The sequence below is a fragment of the Enterococcus sp. S183_ASV_20 genome, assembly GCF_018919685.1.
In the GTDB taxonomy this organism is placed as follows: Bacteria; Bacillota; Bacilli; order Lactobacillales; family Enterococcaceae; genus Enterococcus; species Enterococcus faecalis.
Genome location: NZ_JAHLRI010000001.1, coordinates 53,284 through 77,453 on the forward strand (window position 1 = coordinate 53,284; position 24,170 = coordinate 77,453).

The window sequence follows — 24,170 nt, forward strand, 5'->3', positions numbered from 1 at the left end:
CAAGAGTATTTCTGTTTTTACTTGTTATTTAGCATGAAGTAAATTTTCTTTACAATGAATTAACTCTGTTAAAAACTGACAGTACGGTGTAGCAATCCCATAGACTTTCCCTTTGCGAACAATTGCTCCATTGATATAATCAATTTCGGTTAAACGATGATTGGTTATTAAGTCCTGATACATCGATGGATGGTGCAAACCAATTGTTTCTCGATTATAACACGAGCGGATTTGTTGAAGAACTGCTTGTTTATCTAACGTAACTTGTTCCGCTTCAGCGACTGCTAAAAATTCATTAACTATTTGTTGAACAATTTGATCTGCTTGCTCTGTTTCGCCAAAGTCTGCCATATTACAATCCAACAAAGTACATAAACCATTCATTGTTCCATTCACACAGGCCTTCTTATAAATGGATGATAAAATATTCTCAGAATAACGAGCATTTAAGCCAGCGTTATTTAATACCTTAATGACTGCTTCTGCTGCTTGTTCACTTTGCGCCCCTAAATTTTGTAAATCAATCGAACCATTACCAAATAATTTTACTTTGCCCGGTCCTTCTAACCCAGCGGTCCACATTGTGTTTCCTAATAAAATATTTTCGTAAGGCACGTATTTTTTGATAATATCTTCGTGCCCAATTCCATTTAACAAGCATAAAACTTTCGTATTTTTATTAAGGAAATGTTCTAATGCTTCAAGCATTCCTGCCAGTTGCATTGCTTTTGTAAATAGGATAACTAAGTCTGCTGTAAAATCGATGCTTGCTACTTCTGTCTGAGGATAGATAGGAATTTTAGCGGTCACCACTTCGCCATTAAAATCAGCAACTAACCCGTTTTTTCTTATTGCTTCAATATGTTCTGGCCAACCATCGACAAAAATAACATCATTTCCTGCTTGATGTAACATTAGTCCAAAGCGACTGCCCATAGCGCCAGCACCTGCGATAATAATCTTCATTTCTTTTCCTCCGTTCAATTTTTTATTTTTAGGTAAAAATCTGCTAAGAAAATCTCTATCTCTTACTTTTATAGCAATAAAAAGGCAAAACATATGTTATATTATAAGTGATCTATTTGTTATTTTTTATCCAAGCACATTTGTGTAAGCGCTTTTAAAAAGAAAGGGAGTTTCTGATGAATATTCAGCTTTTAAAGTACTTCATTGAAATTGTTAATACCCGCAGTTTATCGGCGGCCGCTCGCAATTTATTTGTCACCCAACCAACACTTTCTTTAGCATTGAAAAAAATGGAATCTGAGTTAGGCACAGCGTTGTTTGATCATTCTGATCAACCGTTTCAATTGACCGATACTGGTGTTTATTTATATGAACATGGCCAAGAAGTTGTTTTTCAATTCGATCAATTGGTAACAGATATTCGTGAAATGAACCAGAAACCAGTTAAAAAGCAATTGCGTTTAGGGTTAACTACTTTATTTGCTGTACAATTTATGAAAGAAATTTCACGATTTTTAACAACCCATCCACATGTGAATTTAATATTACAGCAAGACGGCTCGCCAAAATTACAAACGATGTTAGCAAATAAAGAAATTGATATGGGACTAATTTCTTTCCCAAATACCTTACCTGAAATTATTCATATTGAACCTTTAGAAACGACTACCAAAGGCTACCATGTTTATGTCGTAGTTCCAGAATCAAATCCTCTCTCCCAATATGAAAAATTAACTTTTAAAGATTTGAAAGATCAACGATTTTCATCGTTAAGTGATAATTTTATGATTGGTCGCCTACTACTAGATCGGACTCGGAGCTTCGGTTATGAGCCGAATATCATTTTGCATAACGATGATTTACAAGTACTTCTTTATAGTTTGCAAAAAAATAATTCGATTTGTTTGCTGCCGATTGAATATTATGAAGTGGGAAAAAGTCAGGGACTGAAATGGATTCCTTTAAAAGATAAGTTTGACTATTTCCCCATCGGCATTGCTTTGCGCCGCGATTTTAGTCTGACAGAAGATGTTAGAGATTTTATCCAAATCATTAAAGAAAATTAATGGATAATCTAGCCTTGATAAGCAAAGACGATTTTACTATCATAAATTTTCAACACTTTTTCAAATAAGAATTTTGAGAATAAACCCGCGACAATTGGAACAACAAACCAAGAAAAGAGTAAGGGTAAGATCCCTAAGCCCGCATCCAATGAAGCAAGTGGTCCCACGAGTCCAACCAAGCCAAATCCAGCCGATTGTGGGGTTCCTGAAATGTTGAATAGAACCACAGGAATTGCTGAAATAGTTGCTGTAAATAAACAAGGAATTAAAATAATTGGGTATTTAAATAAGTTAGGCATCATCATTTTCATGCCGCCCAAAGAGACAGCCAGTGTCACTCCCGATTGGTTGACATTCCAAGAATTAATCACAAGAACAACAGTTGTGGCTGCAATTCCCATTGCAGCAGCACCTGCAGACAAGCCATTCAACTGAATCGCCAAACCAATTGCCACAGTAGTGATTGGCGAAATAATCAGTGCAGCAAATGAACAAGCAATTAAAATACTCATGATAATTGGCTGAAAATCAGTAAAATTGTTAATCACTTTCCCGATGGCAACCGTAATTTGTGTCACATATGGATAAATCAACATGCCAAACAAACCTGCACCTACTCCAACAACGATCGGTAAAGCAATGATTTCCACTGAACCGAATTTTTTATCGATGACTAATAAAAGTAAGACTGCAACAGAAGCGGTAATCATAATATTAATGATGTCACCAGTGCCTGCACCAATAAAGCCTTTCACTTCTGAATTAAATTTAATCACGCCAGAGCCAGCAAATGCTGCACCGCCAGCAATCATCATTTTCTGTGGCGTTAAGCCAAATTGAAAAGCAATCAGTCCACCAATAATTAAAGGGGTGGCTAGTTGGAAAATTTGCGCCGCATGAATAATCATTTCGATAATCTTGTATTCTGCAAAATATTTTAAAATGGCTCCTAATACAGCATTGGGAATTAAGGCGATAATGGTGCCGGAAGCTGTTCCAGCTAACACTTTGTTAAAAAATATTCTTGGGGTTAATTGAGCATCCAGTTTATCAGTGGGCATTTTCAACACTCCTATTGATTATTTTTGTTTTTTTAGAACAAGTTTGAGAATGATTGAACTTTCTATTAGATAAAGAGCGGCCTCAAAGAAGAGCGCTTATTTCTTTGAGGCGCTTTTTTTTTAACTAAAGCAAGGAACGATTTTTAATATATATCCGTATCCGCATTATATTTCGCTAAATTATCTTTAACATCTCGCAAGAACTTACCTGCTTGTTGTCCATCTAAAATTCGATGATCAATAGAAAGACATAAATTAACCATATCTGCCACTTTAAAGCCTCCATCTGCGGTTGGCACAAGGCGTTTATTAATTGACTCTACTTGTAATATCGCAGCTTGTGGATGGTTAATAATTCCCATCGATTGGACGGAACCTAGTGTTCCAGTATTATTAAGAGTAAAGGTCCCTCCTTGCATTTCTTTGCTTGCTAGCGTTCCTTGTCGGACTTCTTGTGCCAAGCGATTGATTTCTTTGGCTAGCCCTGCAATCGAATAGTTATCCGCTTGTTGAATCACTGGCACATAAAGATGCTCGTCTGTCGTTACAGCTATGGATAAATTAACATCTTTATGATAAATAATTGAGCCATCATCCCAAGATGTATTGATTTTTGGATTTTTCTTTAACGCTTGAATGACTGCTTTGGCAAAAAATGGGAAGAAGCTTAGAGATAGGCCCTCTTGTTGTTTAAATTCATCTTTTAATGAATTTCTAAGTTGGACTAAGTTGGTCACATCCGCTTCCACCATTAACCAAGCGTGAGGGATTTCGTTGACGCTTTGGACCATTTTTTTAGCAATTGCTTTACGTACAGGATCTGCAGAGACAATTTTATCTGTGCTTGTTTCAGTTGGACTAGCTGTTGCGGCGCTTTCATTTTGCGAAGCAACTGGCTCCTCTGAAATTGAAGGGCTAGTTCCTGGACTCACTGTTTTCTCAGGTGTTCTTGCCTGTGTTGGTGTAAAGTTTGTAACATCTTTTCTAGTAATTCGACCATCACGACCTGTCCCTGTAACTTGTGTTAAATCAATCTTTTTTTCTTGGGCAATTTTAAGGACTGCTGGGGAATAACGACCATTATTTTTTTGATGGGACGTCGCAGTGCTTGTTGTTTCAGCCGTTTCATGTTCTTGCGCTTGTTCCGCACTTGCTTCTTTCACTGGTGCTAAAGTAGCTACTTCTGTTTCTTCTGTTGTTTCTTCTGTCTCTAACGTCATCACCGCTGTTCCGATGGGCACATCTGTATCTAGAGAAATCAGAAATTCTTTTACTACACCATCAAAATCTGATGGGACTTCCGTGGTGACTTTATCAGAAACGACTTCCATTAAGGGATCATAGCGTTTCACTGAATCTCCTGGTTTAACTAACCATTGGACAATGGCTGCCTCTGTGACACTTTCGCCTAGATGAGGCATTTTGATTTCTTTTGTGGCCATTTATTTTTTCCTCCTTGCTTCAATTAAAATTCTGCTAATTCTTTCATTGCTGCTAATACTTGCTCTTCATTGATTAAAAATTCTCTTTCTAAAGGTAATGCATAAGGCATGCTTGGACAATCAGGTCCTGCAAGTCGTTGAATCGGTGCATCTAAATCAAAGAGAGCATCTTCTGAAATCATTGCCGCAATTTCACTCATCACGCTGCCTTCTTTATTGTCTTCTGTTACGAGTAAGACCTTCCCTGTTTTCTTAGCTGCAGCCACTAATGTTTCGCGATCTAAAGGATATAATGAGCGAACATCGACGATTTCGGCATCAATTCCTTCAGCGGCTAGTTTTTCCGCCGCAGCTAAAGCTAATTGCAAGGTCATGCCGTAACTAATCACGGTTAAATCACTACCCGTTCTAACGACATTGGCTTTGTCAATTGGTACGATATAATCATCTGCAGGCACTTCATCTTTTAGTAAACGATATAAACGCTTATGTTCGTAAAAAATGACTGGATCATCGGAACGAATCGCTGCTTTAATCATCCCTTTTGCATCATAAGGATTAGAAGGGGTCACCACTCTCAATCCTGGTTGTCCACAAAAGACTTTTTCTGTAGACTGAGAATGATACAGCCCACCACGAACACCGCCGCCATAAGGGGTCCGATAAACGATTGGCGCAGTCCAATCGCCTTTTGTTCTATAGCGCATTGTCCGAGCCTCTGATAACAATTGATTGGTTGCAGGCAAAATGTAATCCGCAAATTGAAATTCACCAATTGCGCGATAGCCCATTAAACCTAAGCCGACAGCTAAACCACCAATTAAGCCTTCTGTTAACGGTGTATTAAAACAACGCTCGTCACCGTATTTAGCAGCCAAGCCCTTTGTTACACCGAACACGCCGCCTTTGTCGCCGCCGACATCTTCTCCAAAAATAACTACTTTTTCATCACGAGCCATTTCTTCAGAAATTCCTAAGTTAATTGCTTCTAAATAAGTCATCTCAGCCATTATATTTCTTCTCCTCTTCTCTTATTTTGCATACACTTCTTCTAAAATTGATGTCGGTACAGGATCTGGCATTGCTTCTGCTTCATCCGTTGCTTGATTGATTTCTGCACGAATTTCTTCATCAATTTTGGCAATGTCTTCGTCTGTTAAATAGCCCTCTTCTAATAATTGTTTTTCAAAAAGCTTCACTGCATCGTTCTTTTTCATTTCTTCAATTTCTTCTTTTGAACGATAAACAGATTGATCATCGTCAGCGGAATGAGACGTCAAGCGCGAAACCATTAATTCAATCAATTTTGGTCCTTTTTTCCCGCGAGCCGCTTTTACTGCTTCTTTAAATGCTAGATAGACTTCAGTAAAATCACTACCATCAACGGTTACACCTTCAAAGCCATAAGCTTTCGCGCGATCGGCCATTCGTTTATTGGCATACTGTTCTTCAATTGGGACAGAAATCGCATATTCATTATTTTCAACAACAAAAATAACTGGTAATTTTTTTACGCCTGCAAAGTTCATAGCTTCTTGGACTTCTCCTTGATTGGCAGAGCCTTCCCCAGTGGTGGTTAATGCAACAAAATCAGCTTTTTGAAGTTGCGCTGCATAACCAACACCTGTCGCTAATGGCATTTGTGTACTTACTGTTGAAGAGAAGGAAACAATATTATGCTCTTTTGAACCATAATGATTCGGCATTTGACGACCATGGGAAGAAGGATCCGCTTCTTTTCCAAAAGAACCCATTAAAATATCTTTGGAGGTCATGCCCCAAACCAAGCACGCGGTCATATCACGATAATACGGTAAAAAATAATCTTTTTGAGGATCAAAAGCCATCGCCATCGCTACTTGTGCAACTTCTGCCCCTTGACCAGAAATATTGAAAGAGGTCTTACCAATCCTTGTTAATTGCCACAACCGTTCGTCTAAACGACGTCCTCTTAGTACTTCACGATATGCCTGAATCAATTCTTCTTTTGATAAACCTGATTTTTTAAGCGCTTTCATTTTCATCAACCTTTCTCTATTTGTGAATCGCTAAGCCATAAGTATCTAAGGCTGCTTCTTGCAATACTTCTGTCATTGTTGGATGCGCATGGATTGCTTCACCAATTTCAATGGGCGCGGCATCTAAATACATGGCAGTACTTGCTTCGGCAATTAAATCCGTGACATGTGGGCCAATCATAGAAACCCCTAATAAATCATCGGTCTTCTTGTCACGAATTACTTCTATAAAGCCATCTGTTTCTCCATAAACAAGTGATTTACCATTACCATTAAAATTAAAGGTGCCAATTACTACTTCTTTTTCTGCTGGTAAAGTTTCTCTAGTATAGCCGACACTTGCTATTTCAGGATTTGTATAAACACCTCGAGGTACGTTTGTATAATTTAAAGGTTCAACTGTCTCGCCTAAAAGATGCTGAACAGCTAACTCTCCTTCTTTCATAGCCACATGTGCTAGTTGGAGTGTATCGATACAATCACCAATCGCATAAATATGTCCTTCTGTGGTTTGATAAAATTCATTTACTTCAATGCCTTTGTCAGTATATTTCACTGAGGTATTCTGTAACCCTAACTTATTGATATTGGGCTGACGTCCAATTGCTACCATGACTTTGTCAACGGTGAGGGTTTCTTGTCCTGCAACTTCTACTTGAACCTTTTGTCCAGTAACTTTCGCTTCTTGGACTTTGCTTCCTAATAAAATGTTAATTCCTCGTTGCTCTAAACGTTTCTTTAATTCTTTAGAAATTGTTGCACTCTCATTTATAAGTAAACGATCCAAAAATTCAATGATAGTTACGTTGACACCTAAACTATTTAATAAAGAAGCCCACTCGACACCAATAACGCCACCACCAATAATTGCAATTGATTCTGGTAGCTCTTCTAATTCAAGCATCCCATCAGAAGATAAGATAAATTCTTCATCCAATGGCAAATTAGGTAACGTTTTAGAACTAGAGCCTGTCGCAATAATGACATTTTTAGGAACGATAATTTCTTCTTCTCGTGTTGGATCATTAAACGTAACTGCCACTGCGCCAGAGACTGGTGAAAAAATGGAGGGACCTAAAATCGCACCTTCGCCTGCTAAAATTTTGATTTTATTTTTCTTGCATAAGCCTTCAACACCTTTGTGTAACTGCTCAATAATTCCTTCTTTCCGTTGTTGTATTTTAGAAAAATCAATGGACGCTGCCTCTGTTTCAATCCCAAAAGAAGCCGCTTGTTTTAAGGTATCAAAAACCTCTGCGCTTCTTAATAAAGCTTTTGTAGGGATACAGCCTTTGTGCAAACAAGTGCCACCTAATTTGTATTTTTCAACAATTGTGACGTTTAGCCCTTTTTGTGCAGCTCGAATTGCTGCTACATAGCCTCCTGTTCCGCCACCTAAAATCAGTAAATCTGTTTGTTCCGCCATTTTGATCACTCCTGCTCAATTTTTGCTTCACTATAATTTAAAGCTTGTTCTTCCCCTGTTAATACTCGATTGACGCCTTCATATAAAGCAGCCATCTCCATTTCACCTGGGTAAACCTTAATTGGTGCAATCCAAGTGACTTTTTGACTAATTTCTTGAACAACGGTTTGCGAATAGGCTGCGCCCCCTGTTAAAATAATTGCATCAATTGTGCCTTCAAGAACCACGGCCATCTCGCCAATACTTTTTGCGATTTGGTAACACATTCCTTTTAAATAGTAATTTGCTGTTTGATCACCTGCAGCTATTTGTGCTTGGATATGCCGTAAATCTGTTTCACCTAGGTATGATTTAAGACCGCTATTCCCCGCAATTAGCTTTTTCACTTGGCTAATCGTTAACTCCTGTTCAAGTATCCATTGCGCAAATTCAACGAGCGGTAAGGCACCACTGCGTTCTGGCGTATAAGGACCTTCACCATCAAGCCCATTTACCACATCCACCATGCGGCCTTTTTGATGCGCCCCCAAGCTAATGCCCCCACCTAAATGAACAACGATAAAATTGCTTTGCTCATATGTTTTCCCTAAATCCTCAGCGATTTTTCGAGCGACCGCTTTTTGATTTAAGGCGTGACAAACGCTACGCCGCTGAATGCCTTTTAATCCAGAAATCCTGGCTAATGGCTGTAGCTCATCTACAACAACAGGATCGACAATAAAGGCTGGCACGTGATATTTTTCTGCAAACTCATTAGCTAAAATCGCCCCTAAATTTGAAGCATGGGTATTAAAGCGTTCTGTCCGCAAGTCTTCTAGCATTTGTTGGTCGACAAGATACGTACCGCCAGGAATAGGCTTAAGCAAACCACCACGCCCTACAACAGCGGCTAATTGTATGATGTTATGTGTTTCTAAAAATTCCGCGATCATTTGTTTTCGAAATGATGTTTGACTGACAACATTTTCAAAAGGTGCCAATTCTTGGACGCTATGTCTAAGCGTTTCTTCTGCCAAGCAATCATGATTAGCAAAAAGCGCTAACTTCGTGGAGGTCGAGCCAGGATTAATAACCAATACTGTTTCCATTGTTTTCTGCTCCTTTTTTTAAACTTGTCTCATGGCAAATCTTAATGAATGGAATTTGCTTTCTGTCGAATCGCTTCTAGATGTTAAAACAACTGGGACTTTTGTGCCAACAATCGTTCCTCCCACCTTGGCGTGCCCAAACAAGGTTAATGATTTGTATAAACAATTTCCAACATCAATAGTTGGGACCACTAAAATATCTGCATCCCCCATGATAGGACCGCTGTAACGTTTATGCGCAACCGCTTCTTCAGAGGTCGCTAAATCAAGCGAAAGTGGCCCAAAAACCGTAGCCTCTTGTTGATCATTAAAATGTGCCGTGACTTCTTTTGCTAAAACAGACGAAGGCATTTTAGGATTGAAATTTTCCGCTGCGCTTAACAAAGCAATTTTCGGGTGATGCAGTCCCAATTTTTGGGCGACTTCTTTAGCATTTTCAACAATTTCAATGAGGGTCGCTTGAGTGGGGGCGATATTCATCGCACAATCGGTTAACAAGAAGGTTTTTCCCGCAGGCAGCTCCACCATTGCTACATGGGAAAGAATCGGTTTATTTTTTAATTGATGCTCACTTTTCAACATTTCTTTCAGTAATGTGTGGGTCTGAATAATTCCTTTCAATAAAATTTGTGCTTGACCGGTTGCAACTAAACTGACAGCTTCCTGTGCTACCGCGGCCTCATCTGAGCAATGAACATATTTCCAAAGATTTTCAGTATCAAGATTTTCATTTGTATCAAATACAATAAACTGCAACGGTTGCTCGGCTTCTTTTAGTGCTTTTTTAACTAACTGTAAAATCTCTGGTTGTGAACCTCCTGCAATTGAAACAGTGATCATTTTCTCACCTCATTTTTTCTTCTTTACACTTTAAATCTACCTTAGTATGTAAACGCATACAAATTGTTAATTTTTATGTCCTCATTAATATTTTTTATAGAGAAGGAAAAGCTTAGTAAATCAAGCTTTTCTTTCTCTAAACAATTGTTATCTAATTTACTTTTCATGAAAAAACTTCTTTTCTAAGAATGAAAGGAAAACTTATGCTTCGGCACAGCTGTTTATTTATGTCAGATCCTAAAGCATGTTATACTTTAGATACTTATTTTTAGGAGGAATTAAATGGCACTACTACTATTCTTTTTGTTTATCGCCCTACTAGGATTTGGTATATTAAAAATTAATAACCGCAGTATCCTCGGCGGTATCACTCTGGCTTCCGGCACCTTATTGTCATTAGTCACCTTACTATTTATCGGATTAGACAAAATTTATTTACATTTTAAGAATGGCGACCTAATTACCTTGGCCATTGCTTATCTATTAATTCCCGCTGTGTTTATCGGCATTTGCCTTTACTTTATTTTTAACTCACGTACGATGCAAACGAAAGAAGGCAAAAGTGTCACGGCTAAATTGTCGGCGGGCTTAGGGCTGAACTTATTAATTGCTTTACCAGCCTTTCTATATTTATTATCAGTTGGCACAGCGCAAATACCTTATGTGCTTTTTCTGTTCTTACTTTTTCTATTGTTAATGGATCTTTTGCTGACCTTTCTATTTGCTGCTTACGTCTTGTATTCATGGATGTACCAAATGATTCCTTTAAAAAAAGCGGTTGATTATATCATTGTTTTAGGTTCGGGAATTCGTAGCGAGGAAGTACCTCCACTTTTGAAGAGTCGGTTAGATAAAGGGATTGAATATTATGAAAAAAATCCCACTGCTAAATTTGTAGTCAGCGGTGGTCAAGGTCCTGACGAACCTGTGGCCGAAGCTTTCGCAATGAAAAAATATTTGCTTTCACAAAATATTCCTGCAGAAGCAATTTTGATGGAGGACCAATCCACAACCACTTATGAAAATATGTTGTTTTCTAAAGCAATAATTCAGGCAGATTGGCAAAAGATGCCGTCTGATTCTAAACAACCCTCTGTTATTTTTTCAACAAATAACTATCATGTCTTACGAGGAGCTATGTATGCCCATCGTGTCGGCTTAAAAGCTGAAGGTGTCGGGGCGCCAACTGCCTTATATTTTTTACCAACTGCTCTAATCCGAGAATACATTGCCTTACTGGTTCATGATAAGCGAATTGTGCTTTTTGTTTTTCTACTTGTCACTCTTCTTTTAGGAATCAGTATCTTACCCATCTAAAAAAACAGCGACTCACATTTTTGTGAGTCGCTGTTTTTATTCTTTTAATATAAAAAGGTTTAATGAACGTAATTGGCTATCAATGCAATCAGCCATAAATGGAGCGGATAGAATCCGTAAAATAAATATTTGAAAAATGGTGCTTTGCTCCCTCTCTCACCATTGTAAAGCGATATAAAGGGTAACACAGTGATAAACATAAAATCAGAATTATAAGCTAACATTTCAATTGTCGTTGGCCAATCTCCCAACCATTGAAAACTTGTAACTAAGAAAAAGAGCGCTAATGCACCATATAAACAGTTCCGTAAGACAAGTCTCTTTCTGGCTAAATACGTAATCAACATAAAAGGTAACATCACAATGCCACCTTCAGCAAACATTGCTCCTATTCCTAAAATTGCTAGTATACTAATCAATAAAACAATTTTTAAACTGATTTTTGGCATCTCTAGCATCGCTTTTGTCACAATTAACATACTGACACCAAGGGCTAAGGTGAAGAAAATATTGTTGTGAACAGCGACAGCTGGATTATTCACTAAATGATTTAGAAGCGTATTTCCAACAAACATGATTGCTGCCCAAATATACAAACGACCATTGTAACGATAAACATTCCGTGTATAGTTGAAACCTTCTACAGCCATGTAACCAAAAAACACACCGACACAACGAGTAATTACATGAAAAATCAGTGCCCATTCTGGCGGAACAAAATAACTAATATGGTCAAGAACCATTAACCCCATCATCAATAACTTTAAGCGATTTGCGTTCATGAATCGTCTCCTTTATTTTTTCTACAGAAACTATCATATCTTTTTATATAACAGAAAACAACGAACATTCTTGTTAGATTCAACCATTCTTTTTGTCACTTTTGTTAAACTTGGTACCGCAAAGATAAATCTTCAAATAAATAATGTTGGTATTTAAATTGTTCAAAATGAATTTTTCGAATTTCTTGCTTAATGGCTGTTAAGCATTCATCGACCGTCATCAATGATTCTTCTTTTAGAAGCGCCTCTTCTATTAATAATTTGCATTGGCAATCAATCAATAAAAGTTGACTATAGAATGTGTAAAATGTTTCTTTATTTAATTTTTCAATCAAATTTTTAGCTTGATTCTGCAGCTTTTGATAACATTTGGTCAATTTTTGGTAATCCATTAAATCAACTAACTGACCTTGTTTTAACATGTTACTAAAGTCTAAATCCCAAAGCATTTCTTTAGTCGGCTGTTGCAATAAATAATACATAGAATGACTACTAATAATTTCAGTGGTCGGTTCTTCAATTGTTTCATAAAAAGTCACAAAATATTCTCGCTCAATCACAGTAATAATTTCTTCTTCTGAAAGCTCACAATCTTCTAAATTTTGATAGAATATCAATAATTTAATCCGTTCATCTATTTTATTCAGCGAAGCGACTAATTCAGGAAAAAGAACCGACTGACAATTTTCTACTAATTCTCTTGCCTTATTTTGTTCATTTTTATAAAAGTTGTATAACTTTTTCCGCTGTTTTAACGAGTTTAGTAAGTTATCGGGTATATTCCAGTAATATTGTTTCTTCATAGCATTCCCACTCTTCTTTTTTATGTACAATTTTACAAAATTGGTCTTAGCCAATTTCGTCTCTAGTTATTCTATCAAAAAAGTGATGCTTTTTTACTGACAATAATTACTCGTTTTACGCCCAAAAAGTGAAAATCTAGCTGTTAAGTAATTATTGGGGCTTGTTTCCCTAGGGCCGAAAAAACTTTTTCCTTTTAAAAGTCCAGAAAAAGACCTACACTAGAGATAGACAAACGTTGGAGGGATTTAAATGGATTTACACTTAACGAATAAATTAGCATTAATTACTGGTTCAACCAAAGGAATTGGCAAAGCAATTGCGATTGAAATGGCTCGTGAAGGGACCGATGTCATTATCAATGGGCGCAATGAAGCCGAAGTAACTAAAGTTGTTAAAGAAATACAAACAATGTTTCCAGACACTCATCCTCAAGCAGGGACTGCCGATATTTCCATTGAAAGTCAACGAGCTACTTTGCTTGAAAAATTCCCTAAAGTCGACATTTTAGTGAACAATATGGGGATTTTTGAGCCAATGGAATACTGGGACATCGATGACGCCACTTGGGAAAAATTTTTTACTGTGAACGTGTTGTCAGGCAATGCATTAGCAAAAGCTTATCTACCTAAAATGCTTGCACAAGATTTTGGTCGCATTATTTTCATCGCTAGCGAAGAAGCGGTGATGCCTTCTGGCGAAATGCCCCAATATAGCATGACAAAAACGATGAATCTTTCCTTAGCTAAAAGTTTATCCAACTTAACTGTTGGCACACATGTCACCGTTAACACGGTTATGCCTGGCTCAACCCTTACCGAAGGTGTAGAAAAAATGTTGGAAGATATGTACGCTGATTCAGACATTCCCAAAGAGGATTGGGAAAAAGATTTCATGAAAAATCATCGTTCTCGTTCACAAATCCAACGGCTCATTCGACCAGAAGAAATTGGTCGTTTTGTTACCTTTGTGGCCAGCCCAGATTCTTCTTCTTTCTCAGGAGAAGCCTTAAGAATCGATGGCGGCTTAGTTCCAACAATCTTCTAAAATAAACAAAAAAGACAGCCAGCAAAAATTCACATTTTTTGCTGGCTGTCTTTTTAAGCATATTAATTGATTACTTACCAAAAGTAAGTTATATTTATCTCGAATTCGAAATAAAAAGAGGTGAAACAATGAACCAACAGCAAGAAGCTTTAAAAGCCTATATCGGTTTATTAAGAACCAGCCATCGACTAGAGCAACTTGCCAAGCAAGATGTCACTTGTTATGACTTAAACATTACAGAATTTTCAGTATTAGAGCTGTTACTCCATAAAGGTCCTCAGACCATCCAAAAAATTAAGGAGAAAATTTTAATCGCTAGCAGTAGCACCACTTATGTTATTGACCAATTACATAAAAAAGGCTATGTAACGCGCACCCCCAGTGAAAAAGACCGACGCATTACTTACGTTGAATTAACAGAAGCTGGAAAAACATTAATTGAAGAAATTTTCCCGACGCATGCAAAGCGAATTGCAGAAGCATTTGAACAACTCTCTTCCGAAGAATTAACACTTCTTCAAAAAACTTTACGAAAAATAACAAATGAAACGAAATGAGGAAATAATGATGAAAAAAGAAGATCAATTATTAGGAATCCACCACGTTACAGCTATGACAAGTGATGCAGAAAAAAACTATCACTTCTTTACAGATGTTTTAGGGATGCGTTTAGTCAAAAAAACAGTGAATCAAGATGATATCTATACTTACCATACCTATTTTGCTGATGATTTGGGTACACCAGGTACAACCATGACCTTTTTCGATTTTCCCAATAACCCTAAAGGATTAAAAGGAACCAATACAATTTCAAGAACAGGGTTCCGGGTTCCTTCAGATGCAGCTTTGACTTATTATGAAAATCGCTTCAATGAATTTGCTGTCAAACACACAGGCATTTCTGAAGAATTCGGGAAAAAAGTCCTTCGCTTTTGGGATTTTGATGATCAAGCGTATCAATTAATCTCTGATGAATTAAATCAGGGCGTTGCAGCGGGCACCCCTTGGAAAAAAGGACCTGTTCCAACAGAATTTGCGATTTATGGCTTAGGACCTGTCGAAATAGCTATTTCCTATTTTCATGAATTCAAAGAAGTCTTTGAAGAAATTCTAGGCTTTCACGTAGTGGCACAAGAAGGCAATCGCTATTTACTAGAAGTTGGACAAGGTGGCAATGGTGCCCAAGTCGTTTTGGTAGACGATGATACTAGCTCACAAGCGCAACAAGGATATGGTGAAGTACATCACGTTGCATTCCGCCTAGCGGATCGTAAATCACTTGGGACTTGGCAAGCGCTCTTTGATCATTTAGGCTTACAAAACTCTGGCTATGTCGATCGTTATTATTTTGAATCATTGTATGTTCGCATTGGGCATATTTTAGTCGAATTAGCCACCGATGAACCAGGATTTATGGGGGATGAACCTTACGAAACATTAGGAGAAAAGTTATCTCTTGCGCCATTTTTAGAAAACCGTCGTGAATATATTGAGAGTGTGATCAAGCCTTTCAATACAAAACGAGCCTAAGGAGGAAAAAACATGCATTCAATTTTTAAAAAAGGACATCCTGAAGCACCTGTCTTTGTGCTACTTCACGGTACAGGTGGTGATGAAACATCTCTCCTACCAATTGCCCAAGAACTAAATAAACAAGCTACTGTGCTAAGTATTCGTGGTGATGTTTCAGAAAATGGAATGAATCGTTATTTTAAGCGCCTAGCGGAAGGTCATTATGACTTAGAAGATCTAGAAAAACGCGGCGAGGCGCTTCATAAGTTTATTCAACAAGCCGCTAACGAGCATCAATTTTCATTGGATAAAATTATTTTTATTGGCTATTCAAATGGGGCCAATATCGCTATTCAATTATTGCTTACTCATCCCGACAGCTACCATCAAGCTGTCCTCTATCATCCCATGTTTCCTGTTGAATTGACCAATCAACCAGACTTGACCGACACTTCTGTTTTATTATCTCTAGGAGAGCATGACCCGATTGTCCCACTTCCTGAGAGTATGCGTGTGATTCAACTATTTCAGAATCATGGAGCAACCGTACAAGAGGTTTGGACACAAAGTCATCAATTAACTTATCAAGAAATTAAGGAAACACAAACTTGGTTGGCACATCTGTCCTCTTAACAAAAAAGTGGGTCCTAAGTCATTTCGACTTAGGACCCACTTTTTCTATTTTAAGATAATTCACTGTCTGAGCTTCTTTTTATTCTGCCATTTGAACAACTATTTTACCAACTGCATGGTGCGTTTCACTGAGTGCATGTGCATCATAAATCCCTTGTCTAGAAAAAGGGAAAACTTCACCAATAATTGATTTAACTTTTCCAGCTGCCATCAAATCAGCAATTTTTTGTAATTGTTCTCCATTTGGTTGAAGCCAAATACTTTCAGCAGAAATATTTTTTTCGGCTGCCAATTGTTTATCTTCAATTCCCACAATTGAAACAAGACGACCGGTGTTTGGTTTTAAGACGGCAAAACTATTTTTTTGAACCTCACCACCCATTGTATCAAAGACTAAATCAACATCAGTTAATACCTCTGCAAAATTCGTTGTATGATAATCAATCACTTCATCTGCACCAATTTTTTTCAGTAAGGTATGATTTTTTGCGCTAGCGGTCGTGATGACATGTGCGCCCGCTTCTTTTGCTAGTTGAATCGCATAAGTACCGACCCCACCTGCACCCGCATGAATTAAAACAATTTCTCCTTCTTTAAGGTGACCATGATCAAACAATGCTTGCCAAGCGGTTAAACCAGCCAACGGAACGGCAGCCGCTTCTTCAAAGCTAATTGTTTCAGGGATTTTTGCTAATAAATGATCATCCACAATCGTTACTTCTGCATAGGTACCAAAACGAGTAGTTTCAGGACGAGAAAAAACTTTATCGCCAACTTGCCAATCCGTTACTTGACTCCCCACCTCTGTAATCACACCAGCGACATCCCAACCAAGAATAATCGGAAAGGACCAATCAAACATCTGTTTTAAATATCCTTCACGCAATTTCCAATCAATCGGATTAATTGATGTCGCGTATTCTTTTACCAACACTTGATGTTCCGATAATTCTGGCAGTGTTACTTCTGCTTCTTCAAGTACCTCTTTACTTCCGTACTGATTAATCACAACAGCTTTCATAAACCAACTTCCTCTCATTTGTTTCATTTTTCACACTTTTAGTATACGCCTATTGCCTTCTTTTTATATAAGAATATGCTTTAGTTAAATTGAGAGAAAGTAGCTGTTTTTAGTCTATTATTCATAACGTAAAGATTCAATTGGATCTAATTTTGCTGCTCTTCGAGCTGGTAAAGTTCCTGCTAAAAAAGCAATAAACATAATAACTAAGATAATCGTTAGTGAAGATGGCAATGAAAATTGAATTAATTTAAATCCTGTTAAAGCCTTTAAAAAAGAATCCGTTGCCAAACGATTAACTAAATTTCCAACCCCAACAGCTCCTAAAATGCCTAATATTGAGCCAAAAAAGCCAATTAAAGCCGCCTCAACACTAAAAATTGTAAAGACTTTCCCATTGCTAAGACCCATGGCTTTCATTAAACCAATTTCTCGCGTTCTTTCTTGGACAGACATATACAGCGTGTTAATAATGCCAAAGCTTGCAGCTAACAAGGCAATTGCACCAAACATGGTTAAGACACCAGTGATTGCATTGATTATATTACGAATCATGCCAATTTCATCTTCGACAGTAGTCGCTAAATAGCCAGCTTTGTCTAAATCTTTTTTGATGTCCTTAATCTGCTCTGGCGTGCTGTCTTTTTTAACTTCAGCAATAATCATCGCGTATTGATTTTTTAAATGTTCTGGAAGATCTGCTTGATTGATTGAGACAACTTTATCAATCAATGCTTTATTCATCAGCGAGAGCCCATTTTGAATGACACTGGCATTTCTAACGCCAACAATTTTTGCTTCAATAACTTGCTCTTGTCCTTTCAAGGAACTTGAGATACCTAATTGAACTGTTTCCCCCACGGCAGCTTTACTAGATGTATAGCCGAGCGCTTTTACATATTCTGGTGACAAATTAATTTCGAAGTCCTGGCTCGTTTGCGAAACTTTACGGCCAGCCGCTAAATCAATGGTCATCTCATCTAGCGCAGAAGTTGCTGAAAATACATATTTATGCTTATCTGCTCCTTTTATATAATCGATAGCAACGGATTTCATTGGTTCCACTGATGTAACATCCGAGATTTTTTTAATCTTCTCAATATCTTTTTCAGCAAGCATACTTTGTTGTTGAATCGTACTGGTTTTTTTCTCTGGATTATATTTACTTGGTTCTGTTCCGTTACCAACATTCATCTCCATTTTTGGCTGAATAAATAACTGATTTGCACCACCGACACTGCCGACTTGTTTGTCAATATAATCATTTACACCAATATTGACTCCTGTAGTTAAAGCTATGGTAAATGCTCCAATAAAGATTGCAATAATGGTCAATACGGTTCGACCTTTATTACGCATTAAATTGGTACTAGCTGATTTTAAAATATCTCTAAATTTCATTTACTCATCTCCTCCTACAATCAAGCCGTCTCGAACATGAACTTGCCGATCACAACGTGCTGCTAAGTCTGGATCATGTGTCACAATAATTAAGGTAATTCCTTTATTTTTATTTAAATCAAATAACAATTCTTCAATTTTCTTCCCAGTGGCAGAATCTAAATTCCCTGTAGGTTCATCTGCAAAAATAATTTGCGGATTATTAACTAAAGCACGCGCTATACATACCCGTTGTTTTTGGCCACCAGATAAATTATTCGCTTTATTTTGAACTTTATCTTCCAAACCGACTGCTTTTAACGCATCTAAAGCCATCTTTTTCCTCTTGCTACCGGAAATCCCACCAATTTTTAATGGTAAAAGAACATTATTTAAAACTGTATCCTTGGCATTCATAAAGAATTGTTGAAAAACAAAACCAAATTCTTCATTTCTCGTTTTATTCAGCACTTTCTTTCTAATACTAGTAACATTTTTACCATTTAAATAAATATCTCCTGAAGTTGGTTGATCTAACAATGCCAAAATGTGCATAAATGTTGATTTCCCAGAGCCACTTTTACCAATTATGGCCACAGATTCACCTTTTTCAACTTTTAAATCAACACCTTTTAACGCGTCAAATTTTGTTTCGTTCTTTCCATAACTTTTTTTGATATTTTTTGCTTCAATTACCGCCATGTTACCCCTCCATTTTTCATTCTTTGTCGTTTACTTATTTACAAAGTTTTTTACTCTTTTCATACTCCTTTCTTCTCTTTCTATTTTGACGGAAGCCCTTTCCTTTGTCATGGTACTTCCGATGTATCTCTCAATTAAAACAATAAGAACATGTTCCAAATTCACCTCATTGAACATGTTCTTATTAATTAGTTATGCATTTACGCGTTTAATTTCACGATGTTTATTCAATAAATAGGCCAAGCCAAGATTAATACCAACAAAGCAACTGATTGTCAGAAGAAGTGGTAGGACAGTAAAACCAGTGGATTGATAACCAACCATTGTTTGCAAGATGTGGAGCATTCTCAGGCGCATTGGTGCCCCCCCTAATTGTGCAATCGTGCCCAGTAAAATAGGAATCATTAATAACAGCAATAAAACAATGAGTTTTTTTACGCCATCTATCCGATCATTAAAGACACCTGCTAACAAGCCAAGTGAGCCACTAAGCATTAGTAAGATAAAAAAGAGCAACCACGACATGAAAAAGTTTCCTTGTGCATAGACATCAATTAATTTCATTGATAATTGAAAATGAGAAATGAAATTGCCGCTAAATACTTTAATCAGTACAAGTACAGCCAAGGATCCAACCAAAGATAAAATAGCATTACTTACAAAATTCACCAAAAAAATTGTCCAGCGGGAAAGCCCGTTTTGAATAAACAGTTTAAAATCTGTGTTCATCCCCAAAAATGATAGTATCCCCATAAAAACCAGACAAGGAATTACTGCATCAGAGCTGACAGTGTTCACGTCGTTAGAAAAGAGCAACCCAATAAGAGGAAAAAGAATGCCGAACAAAGCATAAAAGCCAAAATAAATTGCTAAGGAACGGACTTGATAAATAACACGATACCGCAAAGCTGTTTTAAATTTCATTTTACTTTTCCTTCTTTCTATTGGTTAATTGTACAAAATATGTTTGTAAATTTAGCGGCGCAATTTGAACCTCTGCTTTTTCAGTCGGCAAGTCGCCGTACACGTAAGCCGTAACTGCTCCACCTAAAGTGTCCATGCCTAAGATTTCCAATGACTGAGTATAGCGCTCTACTTGTTCTTTCGGCCCAGAAACAATGCGACCGTTTTTCAAAATTGTTTCAATAGATTCTGCGCGAATCAATTTTCCTTGATCAATGATGATAATATCTTCTAATAAATTCGCAATTTCTTCAATCAAATGGGTAGAAATCACAAACGTACGGGGACGTTCTTGGTATGTCTCAATTAAATAAGTATAAAATAATTCCCGATGATTGGCGTCTAAACCTAAGACTGGCTCATCTAAAAAAATATACTCACAGGGGACGGATAGCGCCACTATTAGTTTAGCAATACTCCGATAACCAGTTGATAATTTTTTGAATGTCTTTTTACCATCTAAATCAAAATCGCTTAACATTTGTTCGGCTAAAGACCAGTCAAAGGATCCATAAAAACCTTCAGTCGTTTTAAAAATATCTTTAATTTTTAACTGAGGAGGAAACAAATTATCTTCACTCATTAAGTAAATATGAGTCAAAGCAGCCTCATTATCGGTCACTGTTTCTCCCGCCAATTTAACGGAACCTGAAGTGGCAAAACTTCGATTATTTATGATATTTAATAACGTACTTTTACCAGCCCCGTTTCTGCCTAAGAGCCCATAAATCGTTTCTTTTTCAAAAGTAATTGAAATATTATCTAGTGCTTGTTTTTGATGATATTTTTTACTTACTGATTCCACCCGCAAACTCATGCGTCATACCCTCTTTCAATTAGTTGTTTTAATTGTTCAGCTGTAATCCCTAATTTTTTAGCTTCTGCGACAACTTCTAAGACTTCTTTATTTAAAAATTCTTCTTTCCGTGCACTTCTTACTCTCTCTTGAGCGCCTGGTAAAACAAACATGCCAATCCCCCGTTTCTTTTCAATCAACTGTCGTTCTACTAATAAATTCATTCCTTTTAAAACGGTGGCTGGATTGATTTGATAACTTTTTGATATTTCTGTGGTTGAGGGAATTTGTTCGCCTTCTAAGTAAGCGCCATTAAAAATTCCTTCGGCAATCTGATCGGCTACTTGCTGAAATAAAGGCTTTTCCCCCGAAAAATTAAATTCCATTTTTACACCTCGCTTAAACGGTTAACTACTTATGTAACTAACTATATATCCTAGAAATTCTTTTGTCAATAAAAAAACCATTGTTTCCAAAGAAATTTTTCTTTGAAAACAATGGCTATACTTTTGAGTTTATTGAATGGTTTCGTTCTTATAGGGTTCCATTGTATAACAATTCATCGGTTGTTTCGTTGACAATTTTTAAGCGATTTTGTTTTTTTATCAAAATACTTTTATAGGTCGTTCCTGTAGCCTTTTCTTCCATCACAAGAATGCGTTTATACTCATTATCAGTGACTTTCTTAATCGTTGTTTGATTTTTAGACGCACTTTCAGATGACTTGCGACTTGATTCGGTTACTTTAGGCTGTGATGATTCACTGGTATTAGTTGAATTCATTTGAGTTTGGGTTTGATTCCCACATGCACCAATTAGCAACCCAACGCCTAAGATAGAACTTGCTAAAATTGTTTTTCTAATCATTTGCATGACCTCCTACATCTATCATTACTTTAACCTTAACATTTTTCAGCTAAGAGAACAATTTTTCAGATTAGAAAAGACCACTAGTCGTTATTTAAATAAACGAACTAGTGGTCTTACTTATTTAGGAATGATCTTCATATGAGTGAGTGGGTAATAAACAAATTGTGCTTTCCCTAAGATTTGATCTGCATGTATTGCACCAAAAGAACGGCTGTCTTTGGACATACGGCGATTATCACCAAGCACAAAATAGCTATCTTTAGGTAATTTTTCTTGCATTAACAATTCTTTTGAATCAAAATTCGTAGTGTAAGGCATCGTTTCATGATCTTTTTTTCTGTTTTTAGTTAAATACGGTTCAGCGATTGGCTGATTATTGACATATAATTGATCGTTTTCGTAACGCACAGCTTCTCCTGGTAAACCAATCACACGTTTAATCAGAATCGATCCTGTATCTGTTTTAAAGACCACCACATCAAACCGTTTAATGGCGGAGAATTTTTCCATCACAATCATATCTCCTTGATTCAAGGTTTTTTGCATAGAATGGCCATCCACCCGAACAGGAATCAGGAAAAATCCTCTTAAAATAAAAACGGCTACGATTGCTGGTACTAAAATTTTCAGAAAGTACATTAAATACCCAACATAATCACGTTTCTTCTTCAACTTCGTGCCACCTTTTTCTAGTTTTTTTGAATTTCTTTGACTGCTGTATCGTAAGCAGCGTCATTTTCAAGAATTAATTTACCTAAAGTGGCTTCAATTTTTGTGGCTGTTTCATTGTCGATTTCTCCAGTTACAGGCAAGCCATTTTTCTGTTGAAGATCGCTAACCGCTGCTTTTGTTTCTGCGGTGTAGTTTGCATTGTTTTCATCAACAGGATACGCTAATACAGCTAAAATAGCATTTAAGTTCTGAATATCTTCAGATTGATCTCCTTCTTTTAGCGTTTTATCGCGAGGAATCAATTTTAAATAGGCATACTCGGGGTAATCAGCTTTGATGGTTGGTTCAATTCCTTTTTCGTTGATCCATTCGCCTTTTGGTGTTAACCATTTTAAAACAGTCAATTTTATTTCGGTTTGGTCATTTAAATCTTTCACCGTTTGGACCGTTCCTTTGCCAAATGTTTTCGTTCCAATTAATGGGACATTCGCAGATTCATGCAGTGCTGCAGCAAAAATTTCGGATGCACTGGCACTATTGCCATCAATGATAACTGCAACAGGTTCTTTTACTTTAAAGCCGCCGTCTAATTCTTTGGAAGCAACTTCTTTCATCGTACGTCCTTTTTTGTCTTCAAATTGAACAATTGTTTCGCCATTTTTTAAAAACATACTGGCCATTCGCTCTGCTTGATCTAGCAGTCCACCAGGATTTTGGCGTACATCAATTACAAAGGATTTAGCTCCTTTGTCACGTAAATTCGTGATTGTTTCTTTCAATTCTTGATATGTTTTTTTACCAAAGGACGTAATTTTAATCGAGCCAATTTGTGCATCATTTTTGTCTAACTCACCAGTCACTGTTTTAACGGGAATTTTCCCACGTTTGATTGAGATATTTTTAGTTTCTCCCTCTCTTTGGATAGTCAATTCAACGGAAGTTCCTTTTTTACCTCGGACTTTTGAGACGACTTCTGCTAGTTTCATCCCTTTTGTAGCTGTACCATCAACCTTTTCAATAATATCGCCTTCTTTGATTCCCGCTTTTTCAGCTGGGGAATCTGCTACAGGGGCCTCTGCTACAACTGGTTCGCCATCTTTCATTGTCATAGTGGCACCAATTCCTTCAAAATCACCAGATAAGCTTTCGTTTAAATCATTGGCAGCAGATTCATTTAGATAAGTTGAGTATGGGTCTCCAATGGCTTCAGACATGCCTTTTAAGGCGCCTTCAACTAATTCATTTTTATCTACTTCACCTACATAATTGGTACTAATTTCATTATATAAATCCTGCACTTTGCTTAAATCAGCATTGGTAATTGCCCCTTCTTGACTCATCTTTTTAACACGATGATCAAAATAAATATAACTACTTCCTCCAGCTAAAAATGCGACACAGAGGAGCGAAATAATATATTGATAAAAAGGAACAGTTCGTTTGTTCTTCATAGATTTCATCTCATTTCTAACAAATTCGTCACTACTTTTGTTTACTATAACATGAATGAAAAAAGAGGAAAAGCTTTGTTTGCTTTTCCTCTGGATTTATTTATTGTTTTCAAGGTACTTTTCCCATAACTCATCAAAGATGTCCATGTTGCTTAAATAGTCAGCATTCATTTCTAAATAAGAAGAAAGTTCATGATAATCCTCGGTTTGTTTTGGAAACTGAATATCTTTGGCCGCTTCATTGGCAAAATCAGTTTCAGAATCTTTAGCCGGACCTTTTAATGTCATTAAGTAATGGTAAAAGCTTCGTCTCAT

At 37.0% G+C, this 24,170-nt stretch carries 26 protein-coding genes; 6 read left to right on the forward strand and 20 right to left on the reverse strand.

The window, feature by feature from the left end; all coding sequences use genetic code 11:
- Nucleotides 1–24 precede the first annotated feature (24 nt).
- Nucleotides 25–966, reverse strand: a complete 942-nt coding sequence (locus KQI94_RS00250) for a 2-dehydropantoate 2-reductase (RefSeq protein ID WP_002369351.1) — start codon at nucleotides 964–966, stop codon at nucleotides 25–27.
- A gap of 176 nt (nucleotides 967–1,142) precedes the next feature.
- On the opposite strand from KQI94_RS00250, the gene KQI94_RS00255 reads away from it, so the two are divergent.
- Entirely contained in the window at nucleotides 1,143–2,033 is an 891-nt protein-coding gene (locus KQI94_RS00255; protein ID WP_002369350.1) for a LysR family transcriptional regulator, read from the forward strand.
- A gap of 8 nt (nucleotides 2,034–2,041) precedes the next feature.
- Here KQI94_RS00255 and KQI94_RS00260 read toward each other — a convergent pair whose 3' ends face one another.
- The 7 genes from KQI94_RS00260 to ptb all read right to left on the reverse strand — a co-directional run bounded on the left by KQI94_RS00260 (nucleotide 2,042) and on the right by ptb (nucleotide 9,908).
- Nucleotides 2,042–3,094, reverse strand: coding sequence for a PTS sugar transporter subunit IIC (locus KQI94_RS00260; protein ID WP_002382353.1), 1,053 nt, complete (start codon nucleotides 3,092–3,094; stop codon nucleotides 2,042–2,044).
- Nucleotides 3,095–3,237: 143 nt separating this feature from the next.
- Complete coding sequence (locus KQI94_RS00265) at nucleotides 3,238–4,536, reverse strand: dihydrolipoamide acetyltransferase family protein (protein ID WP_002369348.1); 1,299 nt, start codon at nucleotides 4,534–4,536, stop codon at nucleotides 3,238–3,240.
- A 23-nt stretch (nucleotides 4,537–4,559) separates the two neighbouring features.
- The gene (locus tag KQI94_RS00270; RefSeq protein WP_002357475.1) at nucleotides 4,560–5,546 is read right to left on the reverse strand and encodes an alpha-ketoacid dehydrogenase subunit beta; all 987 of its coding nucleotides are present in this window, start codon (nucleotides 5,544–5,546) and stop codon (nucleotides 4,560–4,562) included.
- A 21-nt stretch (nucleotides 5,547–5,567) separates the two neighbouring features.
- Nucleotides 5,568–6,560 carry a thiamine pyrophosphate-dependent dehydrogenase E1 component subunit alpha gene (locus KQI94_RS00275; protein WP_002369347.1) on the reverse strand — a complete coding sequence of 331 codons (993 nt, stop codon included), beginning with the start codon at nucleotides 6,558–6,560 and terminating at the stop codon, nucleotides 5,568–5,570.
- 10 nt (nucleotides 6,561–6,570) lie between these two features.
- Nucleotides 6,571–7,980, reverse strand: a complete 1,410-nt coding sequence (gene lpdA, locus KQI94_RS00280; RefSeq protein WP_010706660.1) for a dihydrolipoyl dehydrogenase — start codon at nucleotides 7,978–7,980, stop codon at nucleotides 6,571–6,573.
- 5 nt (nucleotides 7,981–7,985) lie between these two features.
- Nucleotides 7,986–9,068: a butyrate kinase gene (buk, locus tag KQI94_RS00285; RefSeq protein WP_216454301.1), complete on the reverse strand. Its 1,083-nt coding sequence runs from the start codon at nucleotides 9,066–9,068 to the stop codon at nucleotides 7,986–7,988.
- Nucleotides 9,069–9,086: 18 nt separating this feature from the next.
- Nucleotides 9,087–9,908 carry a branched-chain phosphotransacylase gene (gene ptb / locus KQI94_RS00290; protein WP_002360223.1) on the reverse strand — a complete coding sequence of 274 codons (822 nt, stop codon included), beginning with the start codon at nucleotides 9,906–9,908 and terminating at the stop codon, nucleotides 9,087–9,089.
- A gap of 282 nt (nucleotides 9,909–10,190) precedes the next feature.
- On the opposite strand from ptb, the gene KQI94_RS00295 reads away from it, so the two are divergent.
- Nucleotides 10,191–11,225, forward strand: a complete 1,035-nt coding sequence (locus KQI94_RS00295; RefSeq protein WP_002382358.1) for a YdcF family protein — start codon at nucleotides 10,191–10,193, stop codon at nucleotides 11,223–11,225.
- 59 nt (nucleotides 11,226–11,284) lie between these two features.
- Here the strand turns inward: KQI94_RS00295 and KQI94_RS00300 are convergent, their stop codons facing one another.
- Complete coding sequence (locus tag KQI94_RS00300; RefSeq protein WP_002357468.1) at nucleotides 11,285–12,007, reverse strand: TraX family protein; 723 nt, start codon at nucleotides 12,005–12,007, stop codon at nucleotides 11,285–11,287.
- Nucleotides 12,008–12,111: 104 nt separating this feature from the next.
- Nucleotides 12,112–12,810 (reverse strand): hypothetical protein, encoded by a 699-nt coding sequence (locus KQI94_RS00305; RefSeq protein ID WP_002369341.1) that lies wholly within the window; start codon nucleotides 12,808–12,810, stop codon nucleotides 12,112–12,114.
- Nucleotides 12,811–13,060: 250 nt separating this feature from the next.
- Between KQI94_RS00305 and KQI94_RS00310 the strand changes: the two genes are divergently transcribed.
- From KQI94_RS00310 to KQI94_RS00325, 4 genes are all read left to right on the forward strand, one after another.
- Nucleotides 13,061–13,855 (forward strand): SDR family oxidoreductase, encoded by a 795-nt coding sequence (locus KQI94_RS00310; protein ID WP_002364009.1) that lies wholly within the window; start codon nucleotides 13,061–13,063, stop codon nucleotides 13,853–13,855.
- A gap of 128 nt (nucleotides 13,856–13,983) precedes the next feature.
- Nucleotides 13,984–14,412 (forward strand): MarR family transcriptional regulator, encoded by a 429-nt coding sequence (locus KQI94_RS00315; RefSeq protein WP_002366740.1) that lies wholly within the window; start codon nucleotides 13,984–13,986, stop codon nucleotides 14,410–14,412.
- Nucleotides 14,413–14,422: 10 nt separating this feature from the next.
- Nucleotides 14,423–15,385, forward strand: a complete 963-nt coding sequence (locus KQI94_RS00320) for a ring-cleaving dioxygenase (RefSeq protein WP_002381868.1) — start codon at nucleotides 14,423–14,425, stop codon at nucleotides 15,383–15,385.
- 12 nt (nucleotides 15,386–15,397) lie between these two features.
- Nucleotides 15,398–16,000, forward strand: coding sequence for an alpha/beta hydrolase (locus KQI94_RS00325; RefSeq protein ID WP_002361880.1), 603 nt, complete (start codon nucleotides 15,398–15,400; stop codon nucleotides 15,998–16,000).
- A gap of 79 nt (nucleotides 16,001–16,079) precedes the next feature.
- Here the strand turns inward: KQI94_RS00325 and KQI94_RS00330 are convergent, their stop codons facing one another.
- From KQI94_RS00330 to KQI94_RS00375, 10 genes are all read right to left on the reverse strand, one after another.
- On the reverse strand, nucleotides 16,080–17,048 hold the full coding sequence (locus KQI94_RS00330) for an NADP-dependent oxidoreductase (RefSeq protein WP_002386844.1): 969 nt from the start codon (nucleotides 17,046–17,048) through the stop codon (nucleotides 16,080–16,082).
- Nucleotides 17,049–17,138: 90 nt separating this feature from the next.
- Complete coding sequence (locus KQI94_RS00335; protein WP_002357458.1) at nucleotides 17,139–18,422, reverse strand: ABC transporter permease; 1,284 nt, start codon at nucleotides 18,420–18,422, stop codon at nucleotides 17,139–17,141.
- Nucleotides 18,423–19,103 carry an ABC transporter ATP-binding protein gene (locus tag KQI94_RS00340; RefSeq protein WP_002357457.1) on the reverse strand — a complete coding sequence of 227 codons (681 nt, stop codon included), beginning with the start codon at nucleotides 19,101–19,103 and terminating at the stop codon, nucleotides 18,423–18,425.
- A 192-nt stretch (nucleotides 19,104–19,295) separates the two neighbouring features.
- Nucleotides 19,296–20,027 carry a hypothetical protein gene (locus KQI94_RS00345; RefSeq protein ID WP_002369334.1) on the reverse strand — a complete coding sequence of 244 codons (732 nt, stop codon included), beginning with the start codon at nucleotides 20,025–20,027 and terminating at the stop codon, nucleotides 19,296–19,298.
- Between the two features lies 1 nt (nucleotide 20,028).
- Nucleotides 20,029–20,883, reverse strand: a complete 855-nt coding sequence (locus KQI94_RS00350) for an ABC transporter ATP-binding protein (RefSeq protein WP_002366745.1) — start codon at nucleotides 20,881–20,883, stop codon at nucleotides 20,029–20,031.
- Nucleotides 20,880–21,248 (reverse strand): GntR family transcriptional regulator, encoded by a 369-nt coding sequence (locus KQI94_RS00355; protein ID WP_002357453.1) that lies wholly within the window; start codon nucleotides 21,246–21,248, stop codon nucleotides 20,880–20,882. The genes KQI94_RS00350 and KQI94_RS00355 overlap by 4 nt, the downstream gene beginning before the upstream one ends.
- 148 nt (nucleotides 21,249–21,396) lie before the next feature.
- Nucleotides 21,397–21,735: a hypothetical protein gene (locus KQI94_RS00360; RefSeq protein ID WP_002369331.1), complete on the reverse strand. Its 339-nt coding sequence runs from the start codon at nucleotides 21,733–21,735 to the stop codon at nucleotides 21,397–21,399.
- Between the two features lie 114 nt (nucleotides 21,736–21,849).
- Nucleotides 21,850–22,404, reverse strand: coding sequence for a signal peptidase I (gene lepB, locus KQI94_RS00365; RefSeq protein ID WP_002382369.1), 555 nt, complete (start codon nucleotides 22,402–22,404; stop codon nucleotides 21,850–21,852).
- Between the two features lie 17 nt (nucleotides 22,405–22,421).
- A complete protein-coding gene (locus tag KQI94_RS00370; protein WP_002369330.1) occupies nucleotides 22,422–23,864 on the reverse strand; it encodes a S41 family peptidase in 1,443 nt (480 codons plus the stop codon).
- A gap of 87 nt (nucleotides 23,865–23,951) precedes the next feature.
- On the reverse strand, nucleotides 23,952–24,170 hold the full coding sequence (locus KQI94_RS00375; RefSeq protein WP_002364020.1) for a YozE family protein: 219 nt from the start codon (nucleotides 24,168–24,170) through the stop codon (nucleotides 23,952–23,954).